Source organism: Rubinisphaera italica (assembly GCF_007859715.1).
GTDB lineage: Bacteria > Planctomycetota > Planctomycetia > Planctomycetales > Planctomycetaceae > Rubinisphaera > Rubinisphaera italica.
The window spans coordinates 1,396,066-1,416,131 of the sequence record NZ_SJPG01000001.1 but is presented as its reverse complement, the minus strand read 5'-3'; the positions used below and the strand labels follow the sequence as shown (position 1 = coordinate 1,416,131).

At 49.4% G+C, this 20,066-nt stretch carries 18 protein-coding genes; 15 read left to right on the top strand and 3 right to left on the bottom strand.

What is annotated here, in order from left to right:
* Positions 1-105 precede the first annotated feature (105 nt).
* The 4 genes from Pan54_RS05435 (at position 106) to scpB (ending at position 3,664) form a co-directional block, all read left to right on the top strand.
* The gene (locus Pan54_RS05435) at positions 106-1,407 is read left to right on the top strand and encodes a DUF1501 domain-containing protein (protein WP_146502546.1); all 1,302 of its coding nucleotides are present in this window, start codon (positions 106-108) and stop codon (positions 1,405-1,407) included.
* 162 nt (positions 1,408-1,569) lie between these two features.
* Positions 1,570-2,091, top strand: a complete 522-nt coding sequence (locus tag Pan54_RS05430) for a hypothetical protein (protein ID WP_146502545.1) — start codon at positions 1,570-1,572, stop codon at positions 2,089-2,091.
* A gap of 233 nt (positions 2,092-2,324) precedes the next feature.
* A complete protein-coding gene (locus Pan54_RS05425; RefSeq protein ID WP_146502544.1) occupies positions 2,325-2,909 on the top strand; it encodes a hypothetical protein in 585 nt (194 codons plus the stop codon).
* A 17-nt stretch (positions 2,910-2,926) separates the two neighbouring features.
* Positions 2,927-3,664, top strand: a complete 738-nt coding sequence (gene scpB, locus Pan54_RS05420; protein WP_242631225.1) for an SMC-Scp complex subunit ScpB — start codon at positions 2,927-2,929, stop codon at positions 3,662-3,664.
* Here scpB and hisB read toward each other — a convergent pair whose 3' ends face one another.
* Positions 3,665-4,258, bottom strand: a complete 594-nt coding sequence (gene hisB, locus Pan54_RS05415; protein WP_146502543.1) for an imidazoleglycerol-phosphate dehydratase HisB — start codon at positions 4,256-4,258, stop codon at positions 3,665-3,667.
* Positions 4,259-4,479: 221 nt separating this feature from the next.
* Here hisB and Pan54_RS05410 point away from each other — a divergent pair, with 221 nt between their 5' ends.
* The 11 genes from Pan54_RS05410 (at position 4,480) to Pan54_RS05360 (ending at position 18,438) form a co-directional block, all read left to right on the top strand.
* Positions 4,480-6,861: a PSD1 and planctomycete cytochrome C domain-containing protein gene (locus Pan54_RS05410; RefSeq protein WP_146502542.1), complete on the top strand. Its 2,382-nt coding sequence runs from the start codon at positions 4,480-4,482 to the stop codon at positions 6,859-6,861.
* Between the two features lie 160 nt (positions 6,862-7,021).
* Complete coding sequence (locus Pan54_RS05405; protein ID WP_146502541.1) at positions 7,022-8,446, top strand: DUF1501 domain-containing protein; 1,425 nt, start codon at positions 7,022-7,024, stop codon at positions 8,444-8,446.
* A gap of 99 nt (positions 8,447-8,545) precedes the next feature.
* Positions 8,546-8,938: a GxxExxY protein gene (locus tag Pan54_RS05400; protein WP_146502540.1), complete on the top strand. Its 393-nt coding sequence runs from the start codon at positions 8,546-8,548 to the stop codon at positions 8,936-8,938.
* A gap of 83 nt (positions 8,939-9,021) precedes the next feature.
* Positions 9,022-9,405 (top strand): hypothetical protein, encoded by a 384-nt coding sequence (locus Pan54_RS05395; protein WP_146502539.1) that lies wholly within the window; start codon positions 9,022-9,024, stop codon positions 9,403-9,405.
* A 25-nt stretch (positions 9,406-9,430) separates the two neighbouring features.
* Positions 9,431-11,254: a glutamate mutase L gene (locus Pan54_RS05390; protein WP_146502538.1), complete on the top strand. Its 1,824-nt coding sequence runs from the start codon at positions 9,431-9,433 to the stop codon at positions 11,252-11,254.
* An 8-nt stretch (positions 11,255-11,262) separates the two neighbouring features.
* The gene (locus tag Pan54_RS05385; RefSeq protein WP_146502537.1) at positions 11,263-12,390 is read left to right on the top strand and encodes a hypothetical protein; all 1,128 of its coding nucleotides are present in this window, start codon (positions 11,263-11,265) and stop codon (positions 12,388-12,390) included.
* 12 nt (positions 12,391-12,402) lie between these two features.
* Entirely contained in the window at positions 12,403-13,713 is a 1,311-nt protein-coding gene (locus tag Pan54_RS26030) for a DUF6754 domain-containing protein (RefSeq protein ID WP_207310044.1), read from the top strand.
* A 61-nt stretch (positions 13,714-13,774) separates the two neighbouring features.
* A complete protein-coding gene (locus Pan54_RS05375) occupies positions 13,775-15,619 on the top strand; it encodes a hypothetical protein (RefSeq protein WP_146502536.1) in 1,845 nt (614 codons plus the stop codon).
* 68 nt (positions 15,620-15,687) lie between these two features.
* Positions 15,688-16,560, top strand: coding sequence for a hypothetical protein (locus tag Pan54_RS05370; protein WP_146502535.1), 873 nt, complete (start codon positions 15,688-15,690; stop codon positions 16,558-16,560).
* A 21-nt stretch (positions 16,561-16,581) separates the two neighbouring features.
* A complete protein-coding gene (locus tag Pan54_RS05365; RefSeq protein ID WP_146502534.1) occupies positions 16,582-17,442 on the top strand; it encodes a hypothetical protein in 861 nt (286 codons plus the stop codon).
* A gap of 39 nt (positions 17,443-17,481) precedes the next feature.
* Complete coding sequence (locus Pan54_RS05360) at positions 17,482-18,438, top strand: endonuclease/exonuclease/phosphatase family protein (RefSeq protein WP_146502533.1); 957 nt, start codon at positions 17,482-17,484, stop codon at positions 18,436-18,438.
* A gap of 2 nt (positions 18,439-18,440) precedes the next feature.
* On the opposite strand, the gene Pan54_RS05355 is transcribed toward Pan54_RS05360, so the two are convergent.
* Both Pan54_RS05355 and Pan54_RS05350 read right to left on the bottom strand, forming a co-directional pair.
* Positions 18,441-19,148: a DedA family protein gene (locus tag Pan54_RS05355; RefSeq protein ID WP_146502532.1), complete on the bottom strand. Its 708-nt coding sequence runs from the start codon at positions 19,146-19,148 to the stop codon at positions 18,441-18,443.
* A 14-nt stretch (positions 19,149-19,162) separates the two neighbouring features.
* A complete protein-coding gene (locus tag Pan54_RS05350; protein ID WP_146502531.1) occupies positions 19,163-19,984 on the bottom strand; it encodes a hypothetical protein in 822 nt (273 codons plus the stop codon).
* Positions 19,985-20,066 lie beyond the last annotated feature (82 nt).

Below are 20,066 nucleotides of genomic sequence, written 5' to 3'. Positions count from 1 at the left end.
GGAGACTGATCACAAAGCTGTAGGTCAGGCACTGCCTGACGAGATCAATCATTGACGTCATATTTAATTCAACACTTCCATTCAATTCATACTGGAGAAGTAATCATGGCCATGCACAAAACTTGCGACGGAGCCAAGCGACGCGATTTCCTGAAAGTGGGCGCACTGGGTTTTGCGGGATTGTCACTGAGTCAGTATCTCAACATCGCCCAAGCGGGTGCTGTGAAATCGACCGCCAAGGCGAAGTCGGCTATTTTCATCAACCTGCCCGGTGGCCCAAGTCATATGGACACCTTTGACCTGAAGCCCGATGCACCCGCTGAGTATCGAGGTGAGTTCAATCCTATTGACACCAACGTCCCCGGCATCCAGATTTGCGAACACCTGCCGGAACTTGCCAAAGTGATGGATAAGTTCGTCATTCTCAAAGGTGTGTCTCACACATTAGCCGCTCATCAACTCGGTTCCGAATATGTAAATACTGGAAACCGCCCCCTGCCATCTCTGGAATTCCCAGGTTATGGAGCGGTTATTTCCAAGGAACGGCCAACCATTCCAGAATTGCCACCTTTCGTTTCGATCCCGAACACGAATCAGCGTCCTGGATATCTCGGCGTTCAATACGCTCCGCTGCATACAGGCTCCACTCCACGAGTCGGTCAGCCTTATAGCGTAAGGGGACTGGACCTGCGAAATGGAATTACCGTTTCCGATATCGAACGTCGTAAAAATTTGCGAGGGGATCTTGATACCGCGTTCTCAAGTTTTGAACAGCAGAACGACCTTCTACGCGGGCTCGATCGCTTCTCTCAGCAAGCTTACGACATGGTCACATCGCCACAGGCGCGCAATGCGTTTGATGTCAGTAAGGAATCACCCGAATATTCGCAAATGTTCGGCGAGTCTCCCTTCGGACAAAGCTGCCTGCTGGCAACACGGTTGATTGATTCCGGAGTCCGCTTTGTCTCTGTCTCAACTGGTGGCTGGGATACTCACCGCGACGGCTGGAATAACTTGAAAACACGTCTACTACCACCTCTTGATCAGGGACTGGCTGCCTTGTTCAAAGGTCTGGAAATGAAAGGCTTGCTGGAAGAAACTGCCGTGCTGGTCACAGGAGAATTTGGACGCACCCCAAAAATTAATAACGAGCGAGTCGGACGCGATCACTATCCTCGCGCGATGTTCATGCTGATGGCTGGTGGTGGAATCTCCGGTGGTCGAGTCATTGGAGCCAGCGATGACAAAGCCCTCGGCCCCTTGAACGAAGCGATTACACCCGATGATGTCGCCGCTTCCTATTACCATGCTCTGGGTATTAATCACGAACAGGAATATCACACTTCAACCGGGCGCCCCGTGATGATTGTGCGTGATGGTCATGTCATCAACGAACTGTTTACTTAATCAATATTGCTGCGACTTGAAGCCACTGTCGGTCAAGCTGGCAGTGGCATTTTTTACGGCGACTACTTTCTAACGCTCACTATTCTAGTGAGGTTTATCTGTTGTTTTGAATGTGCTTGACTCTGGTCTACATGTTCATTGATATGAAAAGGGGTGAGGGGAATGCTGATTCGAATGATGAGTGCTGTGATGATGCTGAGCATGGTCTGCTGTATTGCTCAGGCTGAAAAGCCAGCCAATAAAGTTAAAAAGGGCAAAAAAGGAAATCAGGAGAGAGTTCCGCAAGCACTGGCTCTGCCTGATAGCATCGAGTTGACAGCCGACCAGGAAGCTCAAGTTAAAAAGATACGCGCCAAATTTTCCGACAAAGCCAAGGATCTTAAAAAGCAGACTCAGGAAGTGATTCCAGCCGAATTGCGGAAACAACAGGCTGCAGCTGTCAAAGCCGCAAAAGAAGCGGGCAAATCTCAGGAAGAAATTCGTCAAATCATGAAATCATCTCAGGATGAACTTTCAGCAGTTGATCGCGAAAAGCTGGCTGTGATCCGCAAACAGTCTCAAGCCTTAAAAACAGAATTCCTCAAGGAAGTCCGCGAAGTACTGACCGAAGAACAACAGTCCAAACTGCCAACTGCAAGAGAAGGCAAAGGAAAAGGAAAAAAGCCTAAAAAGTCTGATTCCTAAACCGTGAATTGATCATAGTCTTCAATGTCAAACGCCAGATTCTATTGGGATCTGGCGTTTTTTGTTGATTAAACCGGCATTACCAGCCTGATTCTCCTGTTGCTGGATTTCAGATTCTCAGATAGAATCCAGATCTGAATTCCAAGGGGGGAATTCCGGATAATATTAGAATTCGGTCATTTCAGCTGCAGAATTGTGCTGTAAGACCAAAGACATATTTAAGGAAGAATCAGATGCAGGGACGCATTGCTGGTTTTTTGATGACCATATTCATGGCATTGCCACTGGCAGCCATTCCGCTGATGTCTATCTTCGGCATCCCGCAATTTGGATCACTCGCGGCCACCATTGATGAAACTGGTTTTCTGGCTGAGGATCCGATCGCAGATACCTCCGCTCCTTCCTGGTCCGATTCCCCTGCTCCAGTATTTGGAGACTCTGCACAGGACTCCACACCAGTCAACCTTTCGAAGAACTCCACAAATACCCCTCCGGTTCAGACAACATCACTGGGAAATTCACAGGATTTTTCAACGCCGTCTGCTTTTGGGACTCAGGAAAATCCCTCCGGGACTCTAACCTGGGATCAGGGAATTGCCCGCCTGGCTCAGATGGGAATTACCGACTACCGCATTCAACCGGGAATTGTCCCCGGCACATCTCACTTTGCCTGCTACGCACGACCTGCGAGCAAAGCGACAGTGCTGCGATTCGAAGCCGAGGCAAACGATCCTCTACAAGCCTTATTGAAAACACTCAAGCAAGTCGAACCCTGGCATTCCGCCAGAAGTCAAAGCAGCAATACAGAAATTTTCTAGAGCATTCCCTGATCGACATGAGAAACTCCCCGTTCACGAGACAGACCGACTGGTCATCGATGACTCCTGCTGCGATCTGGCAGCAAGGTTCTCGAGAACGGGAACGCATTGCTCGACTTTACTCTCGTACCACTGAGACCACTGACTCAACCAGTGGACTTCGTACGCCACAGATAGCCCGACTGGAAGCCGTCTTATTTGTAGCGGACAGTCCACTTTCTGCTCGGAAACTCGTCGATGCCGCCAAACTGGTCGATGCGAATCAGTGTCATGATTTGGTCGAACAACTCAATGAATTGTACGATGCCGATCTGTCTCCGTTTCGCATCGAACAAATCTCCAGCGGCTATCAACTACTGACACGTCCTGAGTATTCTCAATGGCTCGATCGGATTCATCAACGCCATGTCGAAATGAAACTGACGCCACCGGCTCTGGAAACATTGACGATCATCGCTTACCGCCAACCAATCACCCGAGCTGATGTCGAAGCGATTCGAGGGGTTCAGTCTTCGGAAGTCATCAAGCAACTGATGGAACGGCAACTCATTCGCATCGGCGGCGAAGACGATTCGCTCGGCCGCCCGTTTCTCTACGAAACAACCAAAGCATTCCTGCAATACATGGGAATCCGCCGTGTCGATCAACTCCCCAACTTTGCCGAACTTCGCAAAGGGGGCGAGCTGGATCCTACTGTCACAGATCAAAAAGAAGACGAAGTCCCGGAAGATGAAAGTTCTTCCCAGGCCGCGTAATTACTCCGACAATGTCCCCTTGGACGATGGTACTCCCGTTTGTCGTGGATCGACGGTCGTGGCAATTCTCAATGCACGAGCAGTCGCTTTGAAAATCGCTTCAGAAATGTGATGGCTGTTTGATCCGTGATGCAGAACGACATGCAGATTCATCAGGCTGTTTGCCGCGAACGCCTGAAAGAATTCTGCGACGAGTTGCGTATCGAACTCACCAATCTTTTCGGTCGGAAATGCGAACCGATTTTCAAACCAGACCCGCCCACTCAAATCGAGTGCGACAGTCACAAGCGTTTCGTCCATCGGTAAGGTCATCGAACCATATCGGGTGATACCTTGCTTATCGCCAATGGCCTGATGAATCGCCTTGCCGAGACAAATCCCGATATCTTCGACTGTATGATGATGGTCGACATGCAAATCACCGACGGCTTTCACCGACAATTCGAACAGCCCATGTTTTGCGAACAGCGTCAACATGTGATCAAGAAAACCGACGCCGGTCTCAATCTCCACATTCCCAGTCCCATCGATGTCGAGTGTGAGTTCGATCTCAGTTTCGCCAGTTTTACGCTGAATAGTGGCCTTTCGAGCCATTCGACTGCTCCTGTCAATTTCATTTACACATGGATTGTTATTGGAAGTTTAGAATGTCCAGCCTTTGTGTTCGACTCTCCAGACTAAATCTCCCAAGGTTTTAGCCTAAGACGTCCTTGTTTTGACGGTTTTGAGGCAAAACTGTTCGCATTCCATCTTACAATCGAATAAAATATACTTGATCCGTCCCACTACAATCCCTCCAATTGATTGTGCTCCCCATGCCTGCTCAATTTATCACAATAATAACGATTCTGATTCTCACTTTTTGTAATGTGATTCAGGCGGCCCCTCTCGACTTCAATCGCGATATCCGGCCCATCCTTTCCGATAAATGCATTGGATGCCACGGCCCGGAAGAAAAATCTCGCGAAGCCTATTTGCGTTTTGATCAACTCGAAACCGCTCTGGAAGACCGCGGCGGCTATGCCGTCATTAAGCCGGGCGAACCGGAAAATAGTGAGATGATGGCCCGCATCCTCAGTGACGATGAAGATCTGCAGATGCCGCCCCATCATGCTCAAAAGGAACTGACTGAGCAGGATATCTCAAAGCTCAAACAATGGATTGAAGAAGGCGCCAACTGGGAGCCTCACTGGGCGTATGTTGCTCCGAAAGCTGTCTCCATTCCAAAAGTTTCGAATCCAGAATGGTGCGAGAATCTGATCGATTCGTTTGTGATGCAGGAACTGGATCAACAGAAGTTGACTCCTGCTGCTGATGCCGACTCGATCACCCTGCTCCGTCGTCTCTGTTTTGATTTGACAGGTTTGCCCCCAACAACAGAAATGGCAAAACAGTTTCTCAACGATTCTTCCGAATCTGCTCGCAGCAAGTTAATTGATCAACTACTCGCTTCACCTCATTTCGGCGAGCGAATGGCGATGTACTGGCTCGACCTGGTTCGCTATGCCGACACCGTCGGCTATCACGGCGATCAGGATCATAGCATTTCGCCTTATCGGGATTGGGTGATCAATGCTTTCAATCAGAATCTACCGTTCGATCAATTCACCCGTGAACAACTGGCTGGCGATCTGCTGGACAACCGGAATGTCGACAACCTAATTGCTTCAGGCTACAACCGCCTGCTACAAACGACTCACGAGGGAGGTCTGCAGCAGAAAGAGTATCTTGCTATCTATGCAGCTGACCGCGTTCGCAATGTTTCAGAAGTCTGGATGGGAGCAACCATGGGCTGTGCTCAATGCCATTCCCACAAATACGATCCGTACACAATCACGGATTTCTACTCCATGGCGGCATTCTTTGCCGATCTCGATGAAGCGAAACATTTCACAAATGGCGGAAATTCGCTACCCACCCGACGGGAGCCCGAATTGGCCGTATTATCTCCCAAGCAACGCGAAGAACGTCAAGAGATCGAACAGCACATTCAGGAACTCGGTAGGGAGATTTTGCCTGCATTGATTTCCGGTGACGAAAAAGTATCTCAACTACTCAAGCAATATTCATCAGCCGAGTCCCAACTGAAATCGATCGATAAATCAAAACGACTCACGATGATCTCCGCCTCGATCAAACCTCGTGAAATGCGAGTTCTTCCCCGTGGCAACTGGCAGGATGATTCTGGACCGATCGTCCAACCGGCTATTCCCGAGTTTCTAGGAACATTGAAAACTTCTGATCGATCATCACGTCTCGATCTGGCAAACTGGCTGGTCGATGCCGAGAATGGTTCCGGCCTGTTGACTGCTCGCGTGTTTGTGAATCGTCTCTGGAGCTTGATGTTTGGTCATGGACTGGCCGACCTGAATGATTTCGGCGGTCAGGGGAGCCCGCCGACGCATCCAAAACTACTTGATCAGTTGGCGATTGAATTCGTCGATTCTGGATGGGATATCAAGCATATGCTCAAACTGATGGCGAGCAGCCATACTTATCGTCAGGAGTCGTTAAGCAATTCTCAACTTGAGGAAATCGATCCTGAAAACAGACTCTACGCCCGTCAGTCCCGTTATCGTCTACCTGCCGAAATGATTCGCGATAATGCGTTAGCCGTGAGCGGACTGCTGGTCAGCGAATATGGCGGACCAAGTATCAAGCCCTATCAACCAGCAGGTTATTATCGACACTTGAATTTTCCGACTCGCAAATATACAGCCGACACGAATCAACAGCAGTGGAGACGCGGCGTCTACATGCACTGGCAGCGTCAGTTTCTTCATCCAATGCTCAAAGCCTTCGATGCCCCAAGCCGGGAAGAGTGCACTGCCGAGCGACCACGTTCCAATACTCCCATAGCAGCTTTAACATTATTAAACGACCCAACATTCCTCGAATCGGCTCGATGTCTGGCTGAGCGAATATTGCTTGAGGGGGGAGATGAGGAACAATTGCAATTGAACTACGCGTATCAATTAGCCTTGTCCCGTCAGCCCGATGTACTCGAACAGGAGATGTTACTCGGATTGCTGGATGATCAATTCCAATACTATCAGACAAATCCTCAAGATGCAGAGAAACTGCTGAATGTCGGATTGAAGAAAGCAAATGCGACTCTTCCTCAGAATCAACTGGCAGCCTGGACACAAGTCGCTCGTGTCCTCTTAAACCTGAGCGAAGTGACAACACGCAACTGACCAACAAAAGGATTTTGGCGAGCCGAGTCAGTAATGACTCGGGTGGGTCTGAGTCATTCTCGACGATCATTCGCTACTTCATTTTAATCATCATGAGAATACCCCTGCCATAACTGGCAGGGCTCGCCTGCATGATTTATTACTTTTTGTGAGAAACATTATGTCTTTTGATTATCAATTAGCCACTCACTTAAACCGTCGCACATTCCTTTCCCAAGCAGGGGTTGGCCTTGGAGCTGCTGCGTTTTCGAATTTATTGAACAATGAGACTCAAGCGAGTCCTGCTCATAAGCAATCTCAAAAGCCTCATTTTCCACCGCGAGTCAAGCGGGTCATCTTCCTGTGCATGGCTGGTGGACCATCGCATCTGGAAACTTTCGATTACAAACCAGAACTAGAGCGACTCAGCGGGCAGCCGATGCCAGCCTCCGTCACAGCCGGGCAGCCGATTGCCCAATTGCAGGGAAAAGAACTGATCGCTCAGGGGCCACTTACGAAGTTTCAGAAATATGGAGAAGGTGGCCTCGAAGTCAGCGATTATCTTCCCTGGCATGCGAAAATGGCCGATGACATTTGCGTTCTCAAATCGATGCATACCGAGCAGATCAATCACGACCCAGCTCACACTTTCATGAATACCGGCACCGTCATCTCGGGGCGGCCTTCGATGGGTTCTTGGATCACCTACGGCCTCGGCTCCGAAACTCAGGAGTTGCCCGGTTTTGTGGTGATGTCGAGTGTCGGCGGCCGAAATCCTCAGCCAATCGCTTCACGACAATGGGGAGCTGGCTTTCTCCCGAGTCGTTTTCAAGGAGTCGAATTCAACTCCAGTGGAGATCCTGTCTATTATGTAAAGCCCCCCGGCGGAATTTCCAACTCTCAACAAGGCCGAATCGTCGAGACGATTCGGCAACTCGATCAGCATCGTCAGAAAACAGTACAGAACCCGGAACTCGAAACCCGACTCTCTGCATATGAAATGGCCTTTCGGATGCAGACCTCCGTCCCTGATTTAGTCGATATGTCGAACGAGCCGAAGCATGTTCTCGATATGTACGGAGCCAAACCGGGCGATGGTTCTTTTGCCTCCAACTGCCTTTTAGCCCGTCGGCTTGCAGAGCGCGGAGTCCGGTTTATCCATTTGTATCATCGCGGTTGGGATCATCATGGCGGGCTCGATAAGTACATGAAGGTCTGCTGTGGCCTGACCGATCAGCCGACTTATGCCCTGATACAGGACCTCAAACAACGCGGTATGCTAGAGGAAACGCTGGTCATCTGGGGAGGCGAATTCGGCCGCACACCGATGTTCCAGGGCAAAGGAGGAGTCGGGCGCGATCATCACATCAAAGGCTTTTCGATGTGGATGGCTGGAGGTGGAATCAAAGGAGGAACTTCCCACGGCAACACCGATGAATTCGGCTACCACGCGGTCGAAAAACCAACCCACGTCCGCGACATGCACGCCACCATGCTCCACATGCTCGGCCTCGACCACCGCCAACTCTACTACCAACACCAAGGGCTTGATATGCGCCTGACCGGAGTTGAAGAACCGCATGTGATTGAGGATATACTGGGTTAAGTTTTTTTGAACCGCAGATAAACGCGGATGAACGCAGATGTTTTTCAAACACGTTAACCTCTGTTCATCCGCGGTTCAATTTTATTATGAGATTTATTAATGACAGTTTTATTTAAAGATGAAACCGAGAGTATCTTAAGCGCAGCTTTCGAAGTCAGTAATAAGCTTGGTCTTGGTTTACTTGAAAAGCCTTATGAAAATGCACTGGTTGTAGAATTGAGATTGAGAGGAATTCCCGTCATCCAACAGCGAAAATATGATGTGCTTTACAAAAACATTCTTGTTGGAGAGTATATTCCTGATTTGATCGTTTACGATTCCGTGATCGTTGAAACAAAGACGATTGATCGAATAGGTGACACAGAACTTGGACAAATGTTGAATTATTTAAAGCTTACAAGATTACAAGTTGGCCTAATTCTCAATTTCAAGTATTCAAAACTTTCATGGAAACGAGTTGCCAATACAAGAACCACAGATGGTCGGCATTAAACCCAATTTGATATTAGACCCATCTGCGTATATCTGCGTTCATCCGCGGTTCAAATTTTATTAATCAAATGCGGGTACTTTTCATGGCATGGGAAAAATTGAAACATGCTTTTGCGGTTGGTCCACGAAGCGATCAACCTTTATCTGAGGTCCAGGAACGGATAGTCGACCGGCTTTGTCAAAAAATCCGTGAGCGGAAAATGGTGCCGGCTGCGGCTGCGTTTCTGGAGTTGTCCCGGCCGTTGAATTACATCGGTGCTCAGGGAATGCACTTTCTCGAACCGTTTGCGACGGCTTTGTTTTCAGCCGAAGAGTATCGTGAGTTTGCACTGTTTCTTGAACGTCGGGATGCGATCGATATCCTGCAGGACAGGCTCAACCCCGATTTGAGTGGTAAAACTGAATCGGATTCACTAGGCTCTGACAAGACTTCAACCCAGCCCGCGGGTGAAGATTCGTCCCCATAAATTGACAACTCCGGTATGGAAACCGATGCCTGTGATTTCTCCTGACGAGATTAATGTCATCCTGGCGACCGACTGTGGCAGTACGACCACTAAGGCCATCATGATCGAGAAGATCGATGGGCATTATCGTCAAACCTACCGCGGTGAAGCTCCAACCACTGTTGAAGAACCCGCTGCCAATGTGACAATTGGTGTGGCGAATGCAATCGCCGAAATCGGCGAACTGGCTGGTCGCAAACTGCTCGACGAGAATAACGAAATCATCCGCCCTGCTCGGGGCAATGAAGGCTGCGATATTTACATCTCCACTTCGAGTGCCGGTGGAGGCTTGCAGATGCTGGTCTCAGGTGTTGTCCGCGAGATGACCGCTGCTTCGGCCAAACGAGCCGCGCTGGGAGCAGGTGCAATTGTGCTCGACATGATTGCCTCCAACGACAAACGCAAACCCTTTGAACAAATCCAGCGAATCCGCGAACTGCGTCCCGACATGATTCTGATGGCTGGCGGAACCGATGGCGGAACCGAAAAGCATGTCGTGCAGCTGGCTGAGTTAATCGCCCCGGCCAAACCGCAACCTCGCTTCGGCAGCGAATACCGAATGCCCGTCATCTTTGCAGGAAACAAAGAAGCCTGGCCGATGGTGCGGGAGACCTTTGACGATTCCGTCGAACTCTCTCAAGTCGAAAATGTTCGCCCGATTCTCGACCGTGAAAATCTGGGCCCTGCTCGGGATATGATTCACGATCTGTTTCTCGAACATGTGATGGCTCATGCTCCTGGCTACGACAAGCTGATCGCCTGGACCGATGCCCCCATCATGCCGACGCCGGGAGCGGTGGGAAATATCCTGAAAACGATTGCCGATACGGCGGGCATTAATGCGGTTGGTGTCGACATCGGCGGCGCGACGACCGATGTTTTCAGTGTGTTTCACGGCGAATTCAATCGAACCGTCAGTGCCAATCTGGGGATGAGCTATTCGATTTCGAATGTGTGCGCCGAAGCGACAATGCCTAATATTTTGCGGTGGGTGCATGTCGACATGGACGAACGAGAACTGCGAAATCGCGTAAAAAACAAGATGATTCGCCCGACAACGATTCCGCAATCCCTGGAAGCGTTGATCTTTGAGCAAGCCGTTTCACGCGAAGCATTGCGGCTGGCTTATTTGCAACACAAAGAGTTCGCGACAACTCTCAAAGGTGTTCAGCAACAACGAACCGTGGGCGATTTATTCACTCAGGATTCCGGTGGTAATTCGATTGTGGACAACATGCAACTCGATTTGCTGGTCGCATCTGGCGGCGTCCTCTCACATGCACCCCGCATGGAACAGACGGCTGCCATGCTGATTGATGCCTTCGAGCCGGAAGGATTCACTCGGCTGGCCAAAGACAGCATCTTCATGATGCCGCATCTGGGAGTGCTCGCTCAGGTTCATCCGCAAGCGGCTCTAGAAGTCTTTGAACGGGATTGTCTGATTTATCTGGGTACCTGCATCGCGACTGCTGGTAAACCGGTGCCGAATAAAGTGGCGTTCGAATACCGGATCACAGGAGACGTGACGGCTCAGGGAGAAATACTGGCGGGTGAACTCAAACGAATTCCGCTGGCTGCCGACCAGGAAGCTCGCGTCAGTATTACACCGCATCGCAAATTGGATGTCGGAAACGGCAAAGGACAGACTATCGAAAAAACCGTTCACGGCGGAACGGTTGGCATCATTCTGGACGGTCGGGGACGTCCTTTACTTGTTGGTAGTGAAACAGGTTACTCACGGCAGGATGTTTCTCAGTGGGTGGAAGCCTTGAATCTTTATGATAACGAACCATTAATTAGCTCAAAGTAATTGCACTGATGGCACACGCATACACACCAGGACTGAAAGTGACCGAATGCACGAACCTGCGGGTCCGTCGCATCCTGCCGATTTCCGGGTCCGTGCATGTCCAAAAAGGTCAGGACGTTCAAGCCGAAGATGTCGTTGCAGAAGCCCAGATTCCGGGTAACATTTTCCCGATCAATCTCGCGAATCTACTCGCGACCGCGCCAGCTGAGCTTCAGAATTGCATGAAAAAGGAGGTTGGCGATCGCGTAGAGATCGGCGATCTGCTCGCAGAATCCAAGGGGATTTTCGGCTTCTTCAAAACGCAATACAATTCCAAATCGGCGGGAGTCCTCGAAGCGGTTTCAAAGATTACCGGACAAGTCATTCTGCGTGGCGAACCGATTCCTGTGCAGGTGAAGGCTTACGTTACGGGCAAGGTTGTTGACATCATGCCCGAACATGGTGTCGTGATTGAATCGACGGTCGCATTCATTCAGGGAATTTTCGGAATTGGGAGTGAAGCTTACGGCCCAATTGCGGTCGCCTGTCAAACTCCTGACGAAATTCTCAGAGCAGAGCATATAAAGCCGGAAATGTCTGGATGCGTCATCATTGGTGGAGCCCGGATGACGAACGAGGCGATTGCCAAAGCGGTTGAGATCGGAGCCGCCGCGGTGATTTCTGGTGGGATCGATGACCAGGACCTCAAGAATATTCTGGGATACGATCTTGGCGTAGCCATTACCGGAACGGAAAAAATTGGACCATCACTTATCATTACAGAAGGCTTTGGCGATATCGCGATGGCGGAGCGTACGCATCGATTGCTTTGCTCTCATGCCGGTGACCAGGCTTCGGTGAATGGTGCCACGCAAATTCGAGCCGGTGTGATGCGTCCAGAAATTGTGATTCCCCTCGATCAAACTCATTCCAGTGAGACGATTGACGAGGGTGTTGTTGAAGGGATTCTCGAGCCCGGCGTTACGGTACGACTGATTCGCGATCCCTATTTTGGACGGATTGGACAGGTGGCGACATTACCTTCCGAGCCTCAGGTTCTGGGCTCTGGCTCGAAAGCGAGAGTCCTCACGGTCACCTGCGAAGATGGTGAAGAAATCCTCGTTCCACGAGCCAACGTCGAAATTATCGCAGACTGAATTGAAATCTCTATGCAGACATCATTCCTTAAAATTCTGAAAGCATTCGCCTGCAGTCTTTCGATTGTGCTGCTCTCGGCGATCGTAACTTCTGCACAAGAGACTGAGACTGATCAGCCATCGAATATCAAAGAGTTATTCATTAACGATCGTGACTGGGATAACGGAGATTCCTTAATCATCACAGTTCCCTTGACCGATTCCTACTATGAAAAACTTCAGGACCTGGAACAGGTCGAAGGCCATTTGTTGATCGGCATGTCGGAAGAGTATGGTGGGGCCTATCGACCAGTCAGTCAGTTTCCGCCCAACGATGGCACCTGGAATTTTGATGAAGAAACGAAAACTCTTACCGGTCGAGTCTCAGGATTAACGCGGCACTCTCATTACTTCTTTCGAGCTTCGTGGGAACCGGAAGTGGGCGAATTAATTTTACTGGCCGAATCGACAGAGCCGATGCAGACGAGACGACAATGGTTTATTGGTGAAAAATGGAATCTGGCGTTTGTCGGTTTCGTGATTTGCGGGTCTGTCATATTCTTTATCGAAATTGCCAAACGCGGACATCCATTAAAGGTGCGAAAAATTGCTGGCTTGAATGCCGTCGACGAAGCCGTTGGACGAGCGACGGAAATGGGACGCTCGGTTCTGTTTGTTCCCGGCATTCAGGATTTGAATGACATTCAGACCATTGCCGGTTTGAACATTCTTTCGCACGTCGCCAAAACCGCTGCTGAGTTTGATGCCGATGTCGAAGTTCCCACCTCACGCGCACTCGTCATGACGGCTGCCCGGGAAACACTGCAAGGTTCTTATCTCTCAGCTGGACGTCCAGACGCTTACAATCCTGACTTAGCCTATTACGTGACCGACGAACAATTTGGTTACGTAGCAGCCGTTTCCGGAACGATGGTCCGCGAACAACCAGCGGCTTGTTTTTATATGGGTGCGTTTTATGCAGAATCTCTAATTCTCGCAGAAACCGGTAATTCCATTGGTGCAATTCAGGTTGCGGGAACCGCGGAGCCTTCACAGCTACCGTTCTTCGTAGCCGCTTGTGATTACACGTTAATTGGCGAAGAACTGTTCGCCGCATCGGCTTATCTGTCCGGCGCTCCTGAAGAACTGGGAAGTTTGAAGGGACAGGATGTCGGGAAAATCATTGTGGCGATTGGGATCATTACGGGATGTATTGCTGCGACGATTAACGTACCATTTTTCTCAGTCCTGATCTTCGTTCTGATTGCCTGCGCCATTCCGTTGGCAATCTGGTGGATTCTCTCACGCGAGAATTCGCAACCGACCCTGCATACACCTGGCTAAAGAATTCGAATCCTCATGATCAAAATTAAATTAACAAACAGTTTATCAGGAGCCTGAACGAGTGAGACGTACGGTTCCATTATTGATAGCCGCGATTTGTGGCATCGTTCTGATTGTCACCGCCTTCATTCCCGCAACAGTTAGCTGGGGTGAGACGGCTGCGGTCTGGTTCGATATCCTCGCTGCGATTGCATTCATTCTTGGCGGAGGAAATCTGCTCAAAATTCATCTGCGACGTGTCAGCGATCAATCCGAAGGCTGGGCTTATTCGCTAATTACCGTCGTCACCTTTCTGCTGACGCTCGGTGTCGGATTATTCAAACTGGGCATCAGCCCTGGGAGTGATCAGGAGTTTTATGGTGAGACATTCGCGCATTTAACTGTCGAACAAATGCCGGAGGAACTGACCTTTGAATTGCCGGTCGATTTGTCTGCTGAATTATTAGACGAAGAAATACCGGCTTCCGTCCGCCAGCAATTTTCTGCGCAAACGGATAACGAAACGATCACCCAACTTCGTTTTCGTGGCTGGATGAACGGCGGGCAGAGACAGGACTTATTGAATCTGCATCAGAAACTCGACTGGCAATGTTCGATAGAACAACTGGCTGATCTCGCGGCGATTTCCGATCAACTGGCAGGAGAGGTCCGCTATCTGGCAGACCATCGCGCCCTTTCCGTTTCCGGCTCTCTCAATGAAGAGGAGGAAACGTATCTGCGAAGCATCTCCGATTCCCAAACCTGGCAACAGGCGACCGACCGGCTTGTCGAACGCAGTCGAGCAGTCACGAGTTATCCGATCTCGACTCCTCCCGCGAATTTTCAGATCCCAGAGAACTATCAGGATCGGATTACCCTCACGGATAATACAATGGATGTCATGGGACCGGTTGGCCCGGAAATGAAATCCGCCCTTGCCGATGTGTTTCCACGAACCCGACCATTCACTGAAGATCAGATCCAACAATACGTCGATGAACTAGCCGCTCTGCCGGGTGGTTTGACGGACGTGCAGAAGAACACAACGACTGGATTACTCAAAAGCGACTGGACTGCCGATCAGCTGATCGCCGTCCTCAACGATGCAGGCGTCCGGCAGGAACGCACAAAATCAGCCTGTGAATTATTAGCCGAAATGCAGGCTGGCGAAAAGAATCTGCAGTTGACCGTCCAACCGACAAAACCTGATGTCACTTTGAATGCTGCCCAGGAAGATTTCATCAAGCAATCAACTTCCAATCCTGCAACCAATTTGGCCGCAATGGGTGAAACACTCTCAACACTTGGAGACTGGTTGCCTGCGCAGGAAGCCGCTTTGCAGTCATTTCTTCAGAAAACTCCCACAATTCCCATGCGAAACCGAATGATCGCCTCCGCGTTGATCACCGGCGGAGAAACTCTTTCCGAAGAACAGTTTGAATTCCTACTGGCCGGGTATCGCGAGCAGCACAACTGGCAGGAGCAGATGTACGGACTGATGGTCAAATCCCATCGCGTTAAATATCCGTGGTCAGGAGAATACATCGCGGTCGGCTCACCGTTCTGGTGGTCGTACGAGTATGCGTTTAAACCGCTGACAGCAACGATGTTTTCGCTGCTGGCATTTTATGTAGCCTCGGCTGCCTTCCGAGCCTTCCGTGCCAAAAACTTCGAAGCGTTGCTTCTGCTCGGTACTGCATTCATCATTCTACTTGGACGAACCTTTGCTGGCGTCATGCTGACCAGTTGGCTTCCAGAATCCCTTTCTGCATTTCGTATTGAGAACATTACGATGTTTATTATGTCTGTTATCAATACAGCAGGAAATCGAGCGATCATGATTGGGATCTCACTTGGGATCGTTTCAACATCTCTAAAAATCCTGCTGGGAGTCGATCGCTCCTATCTGGGTTCAGGAGATGAATAAAAGGTGAGAGACGAGTGATTAGAGGTGAGAGTAAACACGAAACCCGTTCAAACAGCTGAGAAAGTTCCTTGAAACAATCCATCATTAACAAACTGGCCAATCTGGATCGTCGCTGGGTCTTCCTTTCGATGTTACTCGCGGTCGCGATTCCTATTCTGCTCGGTCTGGAATTTCCGGAAACCCCCACGCAGCAGGCAATCAATGTCTTTGATGAAGTCGAACGACTCAAAGAGGGAGACCGTGTTCTGCTGGCGCTCGATTACGATCCGAGTTCCGAAGGCGAGCTGAGCCCGATGGCAACATCTTTCGTGCTCCATTGTGCGAAAAAGAAAGTCAAAATGTACTTTCTGACACTCTACCCCGGTGGACCACCGATGATTCAACAGGCGATTCAACGAGTCATCCTGACGGACTTTCCAAACCTCGTATATGGAGAAGATTACGTCGACCTGGGCTTCAAACCTGGATATGAGGGAGTGATTAAAGTCATTATCACCAACCTGCGTGAACTTTATTCGACTGATGCACGTGGTACGAATATCGATCAAATCCCGATGTGTCAGGGAGTGGAAAGCATTCAGGATATGGATTTGCTCATCAATGTCTCGGCAGGTTATCCCGGCTGTAAAGAGTGGGTGCAATATGCCAAAACCCCCTTCCCCGACAAAATTAACCTCGTCGCCGGTGTTACCGGTGTGCAGGCTCCTTACCTATATCCCTATGTCCCGAAACAATTGATCGGATTGCTCGGCGCTATCAAGGGAGCGGCTGAATATGAGACGCTCGTGGTGGGCAAATATATCAAAGGCGAACCAAAAGCCGTATATCAGGAAGGCAGGCGGAGGATGGGACCTCAACTTGTGGCTCACCTGTTAATGATTTTCCTGATCCTCGCAGGGAATACCTTATATTTTCTGCAATCTTCTCGTACTAAATCCTGAGTGTTGGAAAGTCGTAGTGCAATGACAGAACGGACTGTCTGGACAATTCTGATTCTGGCGATGATCGCCATGGCGGTTTCGAGAACTTTTCTCGATCCTTCGCAAAGTGCGGGCCGTGAATATGTGAAACAGGTTGATGGCAAATGGGTCAAAGCCGACATGATCGACCGCAAAGCGGGAATCGCTCAAGTCAGCTACGACCGCACCGCAGGTTTATGGATCGCTGCTGTTTTTACGCTTTGTATTTTCTCGTTCATGTATCGAGATAATCCATTTTACAAGGTTGCGGAATCGACCGTCGTGGGTGTTTCAGCAGCTTATTACATGGTTGTTGGACTTTGGACGACACTTGTGCCCAATCTATTTGCCAAACTCATGCCGGGACTCATTCAACAATGGGCCATGCCTGGTTTGTCTCCCGAACTGGAAGCAACTGGCATTTATTATATCGTCCCGCTCATTCTGGGTATCATGCTCCTGATGCGACTTGTCCCAAGCATGAGTTGGATCTCACTCTGGCCTCTGGCATTCATTATTGGAACAACCGCCGGCCTGCGAATGATTGCGTATCTGGAAGCGGACTTCTTGAGTCAGATCGAAAACAGTTTCATTCCATTAATTGTCTTCACGGACAGCGGTATTGATTACTGGCAATCATTTCAGAATACCTTCATGATTGTCAGCATCCTCTCCTGTCTGGTCTACTTCTTCTTCTCGATCGAACATAAAGGAGCAGTCGCCGGGGTTTCGAAATTCGGAATCTGGATACTGATGATGACCTTCGGTGCGATGTTCGGCATGACCGTCATGGGCCGCATCGCTCTGCTGGCTATTCGGCTCGAATTCTTGTTCCGCGAGTGGATGAACATTCGACCTTATTAATAAACGGTTTTGGCAATCATAAGATTGATTGGATGCTTCATGTCACGATTATTGCTCCTCTTGAGTTGCCTGATCACGCTGTTTGCATTAACGGCTTGTTCGCAACAATCGCCCGCTCAGGAAATTACGATTGGTTTCTGGAATGTTCAGAACCTGCTCGATCAGCATGACGATCCTCTTCTTCCTTATGATGAAAAACATTCCCCAAGTTCAGTTCAGGAACGACTTGGCAAAGATGCAGAAGTCATTCGTAGCCTCGATGCAGATATCATTGGACTCGCAGAAGTCGAAAATGCTTCCATTCTGAAGCGACTGGTCACCGGTTATCTTTCCAAGAACGGATACGACTATTACGCCCTGCTCGAAGGAGACGACCCTCGTGGTATTGATTGTGCGATTATCAGCCGGTTTCCATTTCTGGTCCGCAGTGTCGATATTCCAGATCTTCCCCGCGATTTACTCGTCGCAAGATTTGCCTCGAAGGGAACTCCGTTTTACGTTGTCGTCTGTCACTGGAAGAGCCGTAGAGATGGCAGTCATGAAGATGTTCGTATGACTTGTGCAAAGGCCTCCGCCATTTGTGTGAAAGAGATTATCACAAAATACGAAGGTCGGGCGGTTCCTGTCGTCCTGGTCGGTGATTTTAACGATACGCCACAGAATCAGTCCCTGAAATATCTCGAACAACAGGGTCTGACAAATACAATGCTCAGCATTCCTGAAAATGCTCGCTGGACAATCGGATATTTCAACCGCGATGAAAACAATATGGACCTGGACTGTTTCGATCAGGTGCTCATCAATTCCTCTGCCAAACAGGGCGATATCCTCCGTTGGAAAAGTACGAAAGTGCACCGGCCGAAGTTCATGATTAATGACCGCCGGGCCTTCAACGGCGTGAAAATCCCACTCCCCATCGACGACTACAAAGAACGCATCGGCTACTCCGATCACTTCCCGGTTATCGCAACATTTGAACTTGTTCAGCCAGAGTAGTTTCAGGCCATGGGACCAGATTTATGTGATTTAAATTGATTTGTCCGCTGGATGATTCGTTTCAGTAACAATGTTGCCGCTAAAGGCAAAAATAGTGAGGCAAGTACGATGGATCCAAAATATTCATTCTGACCAAACCATTCTCCAATCGCCGCATAGACAATGCAGATAAGCAGATTGCTGATCGTCATCAAGCTGTAAAAGATACTTCGCTGCAGTTTCCCGCAACCTGCGATCAATACGGAAGCTTCTGCCAGAATTGGCAGTGGACGCGTCACGAGGATTACCAGGCCTCCCCAGCGACCGATAAATACATCCACAACATCTCTGTCGACTTGTGAGGTCAAGCGTTTTAGAACCCAAGGGCCGACACAACGGGAAAACTCATAACCTATCGCACAACCAACATTCAGCCCCAGTGTCGCCCAGAGAACTGTCGAAAGTAATCCAATCTGCGAACCGGCATAGGTTAATACACCACTCGAAGGAACGGGCAAAAAGATATCGACTGCGAGCAAAGCAAACAGAACGAGACCTGCATAGCCAGATTCAGTGGTCGCTTTCAGTCCTGCCAGCAAACTCGACTCAAAAGCATCTCCCAACAGTACAAATGGGAGGATGGGAATCAGAAGCATCACAATCACAAAGAAAATGATTTTCCTGAGACTGCGTCGTGCAGATTGATGATTAGAGTTTTCAGATTCTGTCACTTTGGAATGATCAATTAATCCTGCAACACGGTCCGTTGGTACTTCTGAAAGTCCACATATTCATATTGTGGATCCTGAAGCACGGCCTGCCAGTCACGAATGCGTTCCCGGTCAGTCTGGCTGAGATCCCATTGAATATTATGTTCGGCTGTTAATTTGGTACCGACTTCGTCATTCAACGACAGTTGAACTCGAACAGGAATCAAATTTCGCTGACGCAATTCTTCATTCACAACCAACCGAGGACCAGGGATGAGAGATTGACCATGCAGAACATAGTTGAGTTGAGCGGCCCAGTCGGCATACTGGCGAAAAGCTTCAGCCGTATCGACATTGGGAGCAACCACCGTTTCGATGCGATAAGCCATGACCGGCGATTCAAATCGAATCTTGCTGCCTTCCAATTCGGGAACGACCATAAAATCAGGGTCGAGTTGAAATTGGATTTTTGCGATTTCCCGATCCGCCTGGGTCGATTGCGACTTTGACAAATCTTCCAGATACTCCTGAGCCTTCGCACGAGCGACCTTCTGAAAATTACGCAATTCACTGAAATCGACAGTGCATCCGAGCTTATGCGGATCGCTGATTATCGTATATCGACGCTCAGTGGGATCGTAAATAACAAGTTCGCCGACCTGATCGATCCAGTCGTAAGCTTTTCCGGCATGCCAGATTGTTAAACTTCTGGCAATGACTTCGGGTTTAGTTTCAGGCGTAGCCTCAGACTGATGGAAAATCCGTGTGTAAATCCGGTAATCTTGAGCAAATAGAGGATGACTCCACGAACAGATCGCCAACAGCATCAGCAGGCAACAGAAATTATTTTTGTGCATGAGCCCGTCATTTCGCATAATGCAAATTGGGAAATATCCCGTATTTTTGCAGAAACATTCCAGTTCCGTTGAAGATTACCGT

Bases quoted from the DNA above. Each gene is read 5' to 3' on its own strand.
- Pan54_RS05410 (WP_146502542.1), top strand. From the start codon at position 4,480: ATGCCTGCTCAATTTATCACAATAATAACGATTCTGATTCTCACTTTT.
- Pan54_RS05400 (WP_146502540.1), top strand. From the start codon at position 8,546: ATGACAGTTTTATTTAAAGATGAAACCGAGAGTATCTTAAGCGCAGCT.
- scpB (WP_242631225.1), top strand. From the start codon at position 2,927: ATGAGAAACTCCCCGTTCACGAGACAGACCGACTGGTCATCGATGACT.
- Pan54_RS05395 (WP_146502539.1), top strand. From the start codon at position 9,022: ATGGCATGGGAAAAATTGAAACATGCTTTTGCGGTTGGTCCACGAAGC.
- Pan54_RS05390 (WP_146502538.1), top strand. From the start codon at position 9,431: ATGCCTGTGATTTCTCCTGACGAGATTAATGTCATCCTGGCGACCGAC.
- Pan54_RS05430 (WP_146502545.1), top strand. From the start codon at position 1,570: ATGCTGATTCGAATGATGAGTGCTGTGATGATGCTGAGCATGGTCTGC.
- Pan54_RS05350 (WP_146502531.1), bottom strand. From the start codon at position 19,984: ATGCACAAAAATAATTTCTGTTGCCTGCTGATGCTGTTGGCGATCTGT.
- Pan54_RS05405 (WP_146502541.1), top strand. From the start codon at position 7,022: ATGTCTTTTGATTATCAATTAGCCACTCACTTAAACCGTCGCACATTC.
- Pan54_RS05425 (WP_146502544.1), top strand. From the start codon at position 2,325: ATGCAGGGACGCATTGCTGGTTTTTTGATGACCATATTCATGGCATTG.
- Pan54_RS05360 (WP_146502533.1), top strand. From the start codon at position 17,482: ATGTCACGATTATTGCTCCTCTTGAGTTGCCTGATCACGCTGTTTGCA.
- Pan54_RS05435 (WP_146502546.1), top strand. From the start codon at position 106: ATGGCCATGCACAAAACTTGCGACGGAGCCAAGCGACGCGATTTCCTG.
- hisB (WP_146502543.1), bottom strand. From the start codon at position 4,258: ATGGCTCGAAAGGCCACTATTCAGCGTAAAACTGGCGAAACTGAGATC.
- Pan54_RS05385 (WP_146502537.1), top strand. From the start codon at position 11,263: ATGGCACACGCATACACACCAGGACTGAAAGTGACCGAATGCACGAAC.
- Pan54_RS05365 (WP_146502534.1), top strand. From the start codon at position 16,582: ATGACAGAACGGACTGTCTGGACAATTCTGATTCTGGCGATGATCGCC.
- Pan54_RS26030 (WP_207310044.1), top strand. From the start codon at position 12,403: ATGCAGACATCATTCCTTAAAATTCTGAAAGCATTCGCCTGCAGTCTT.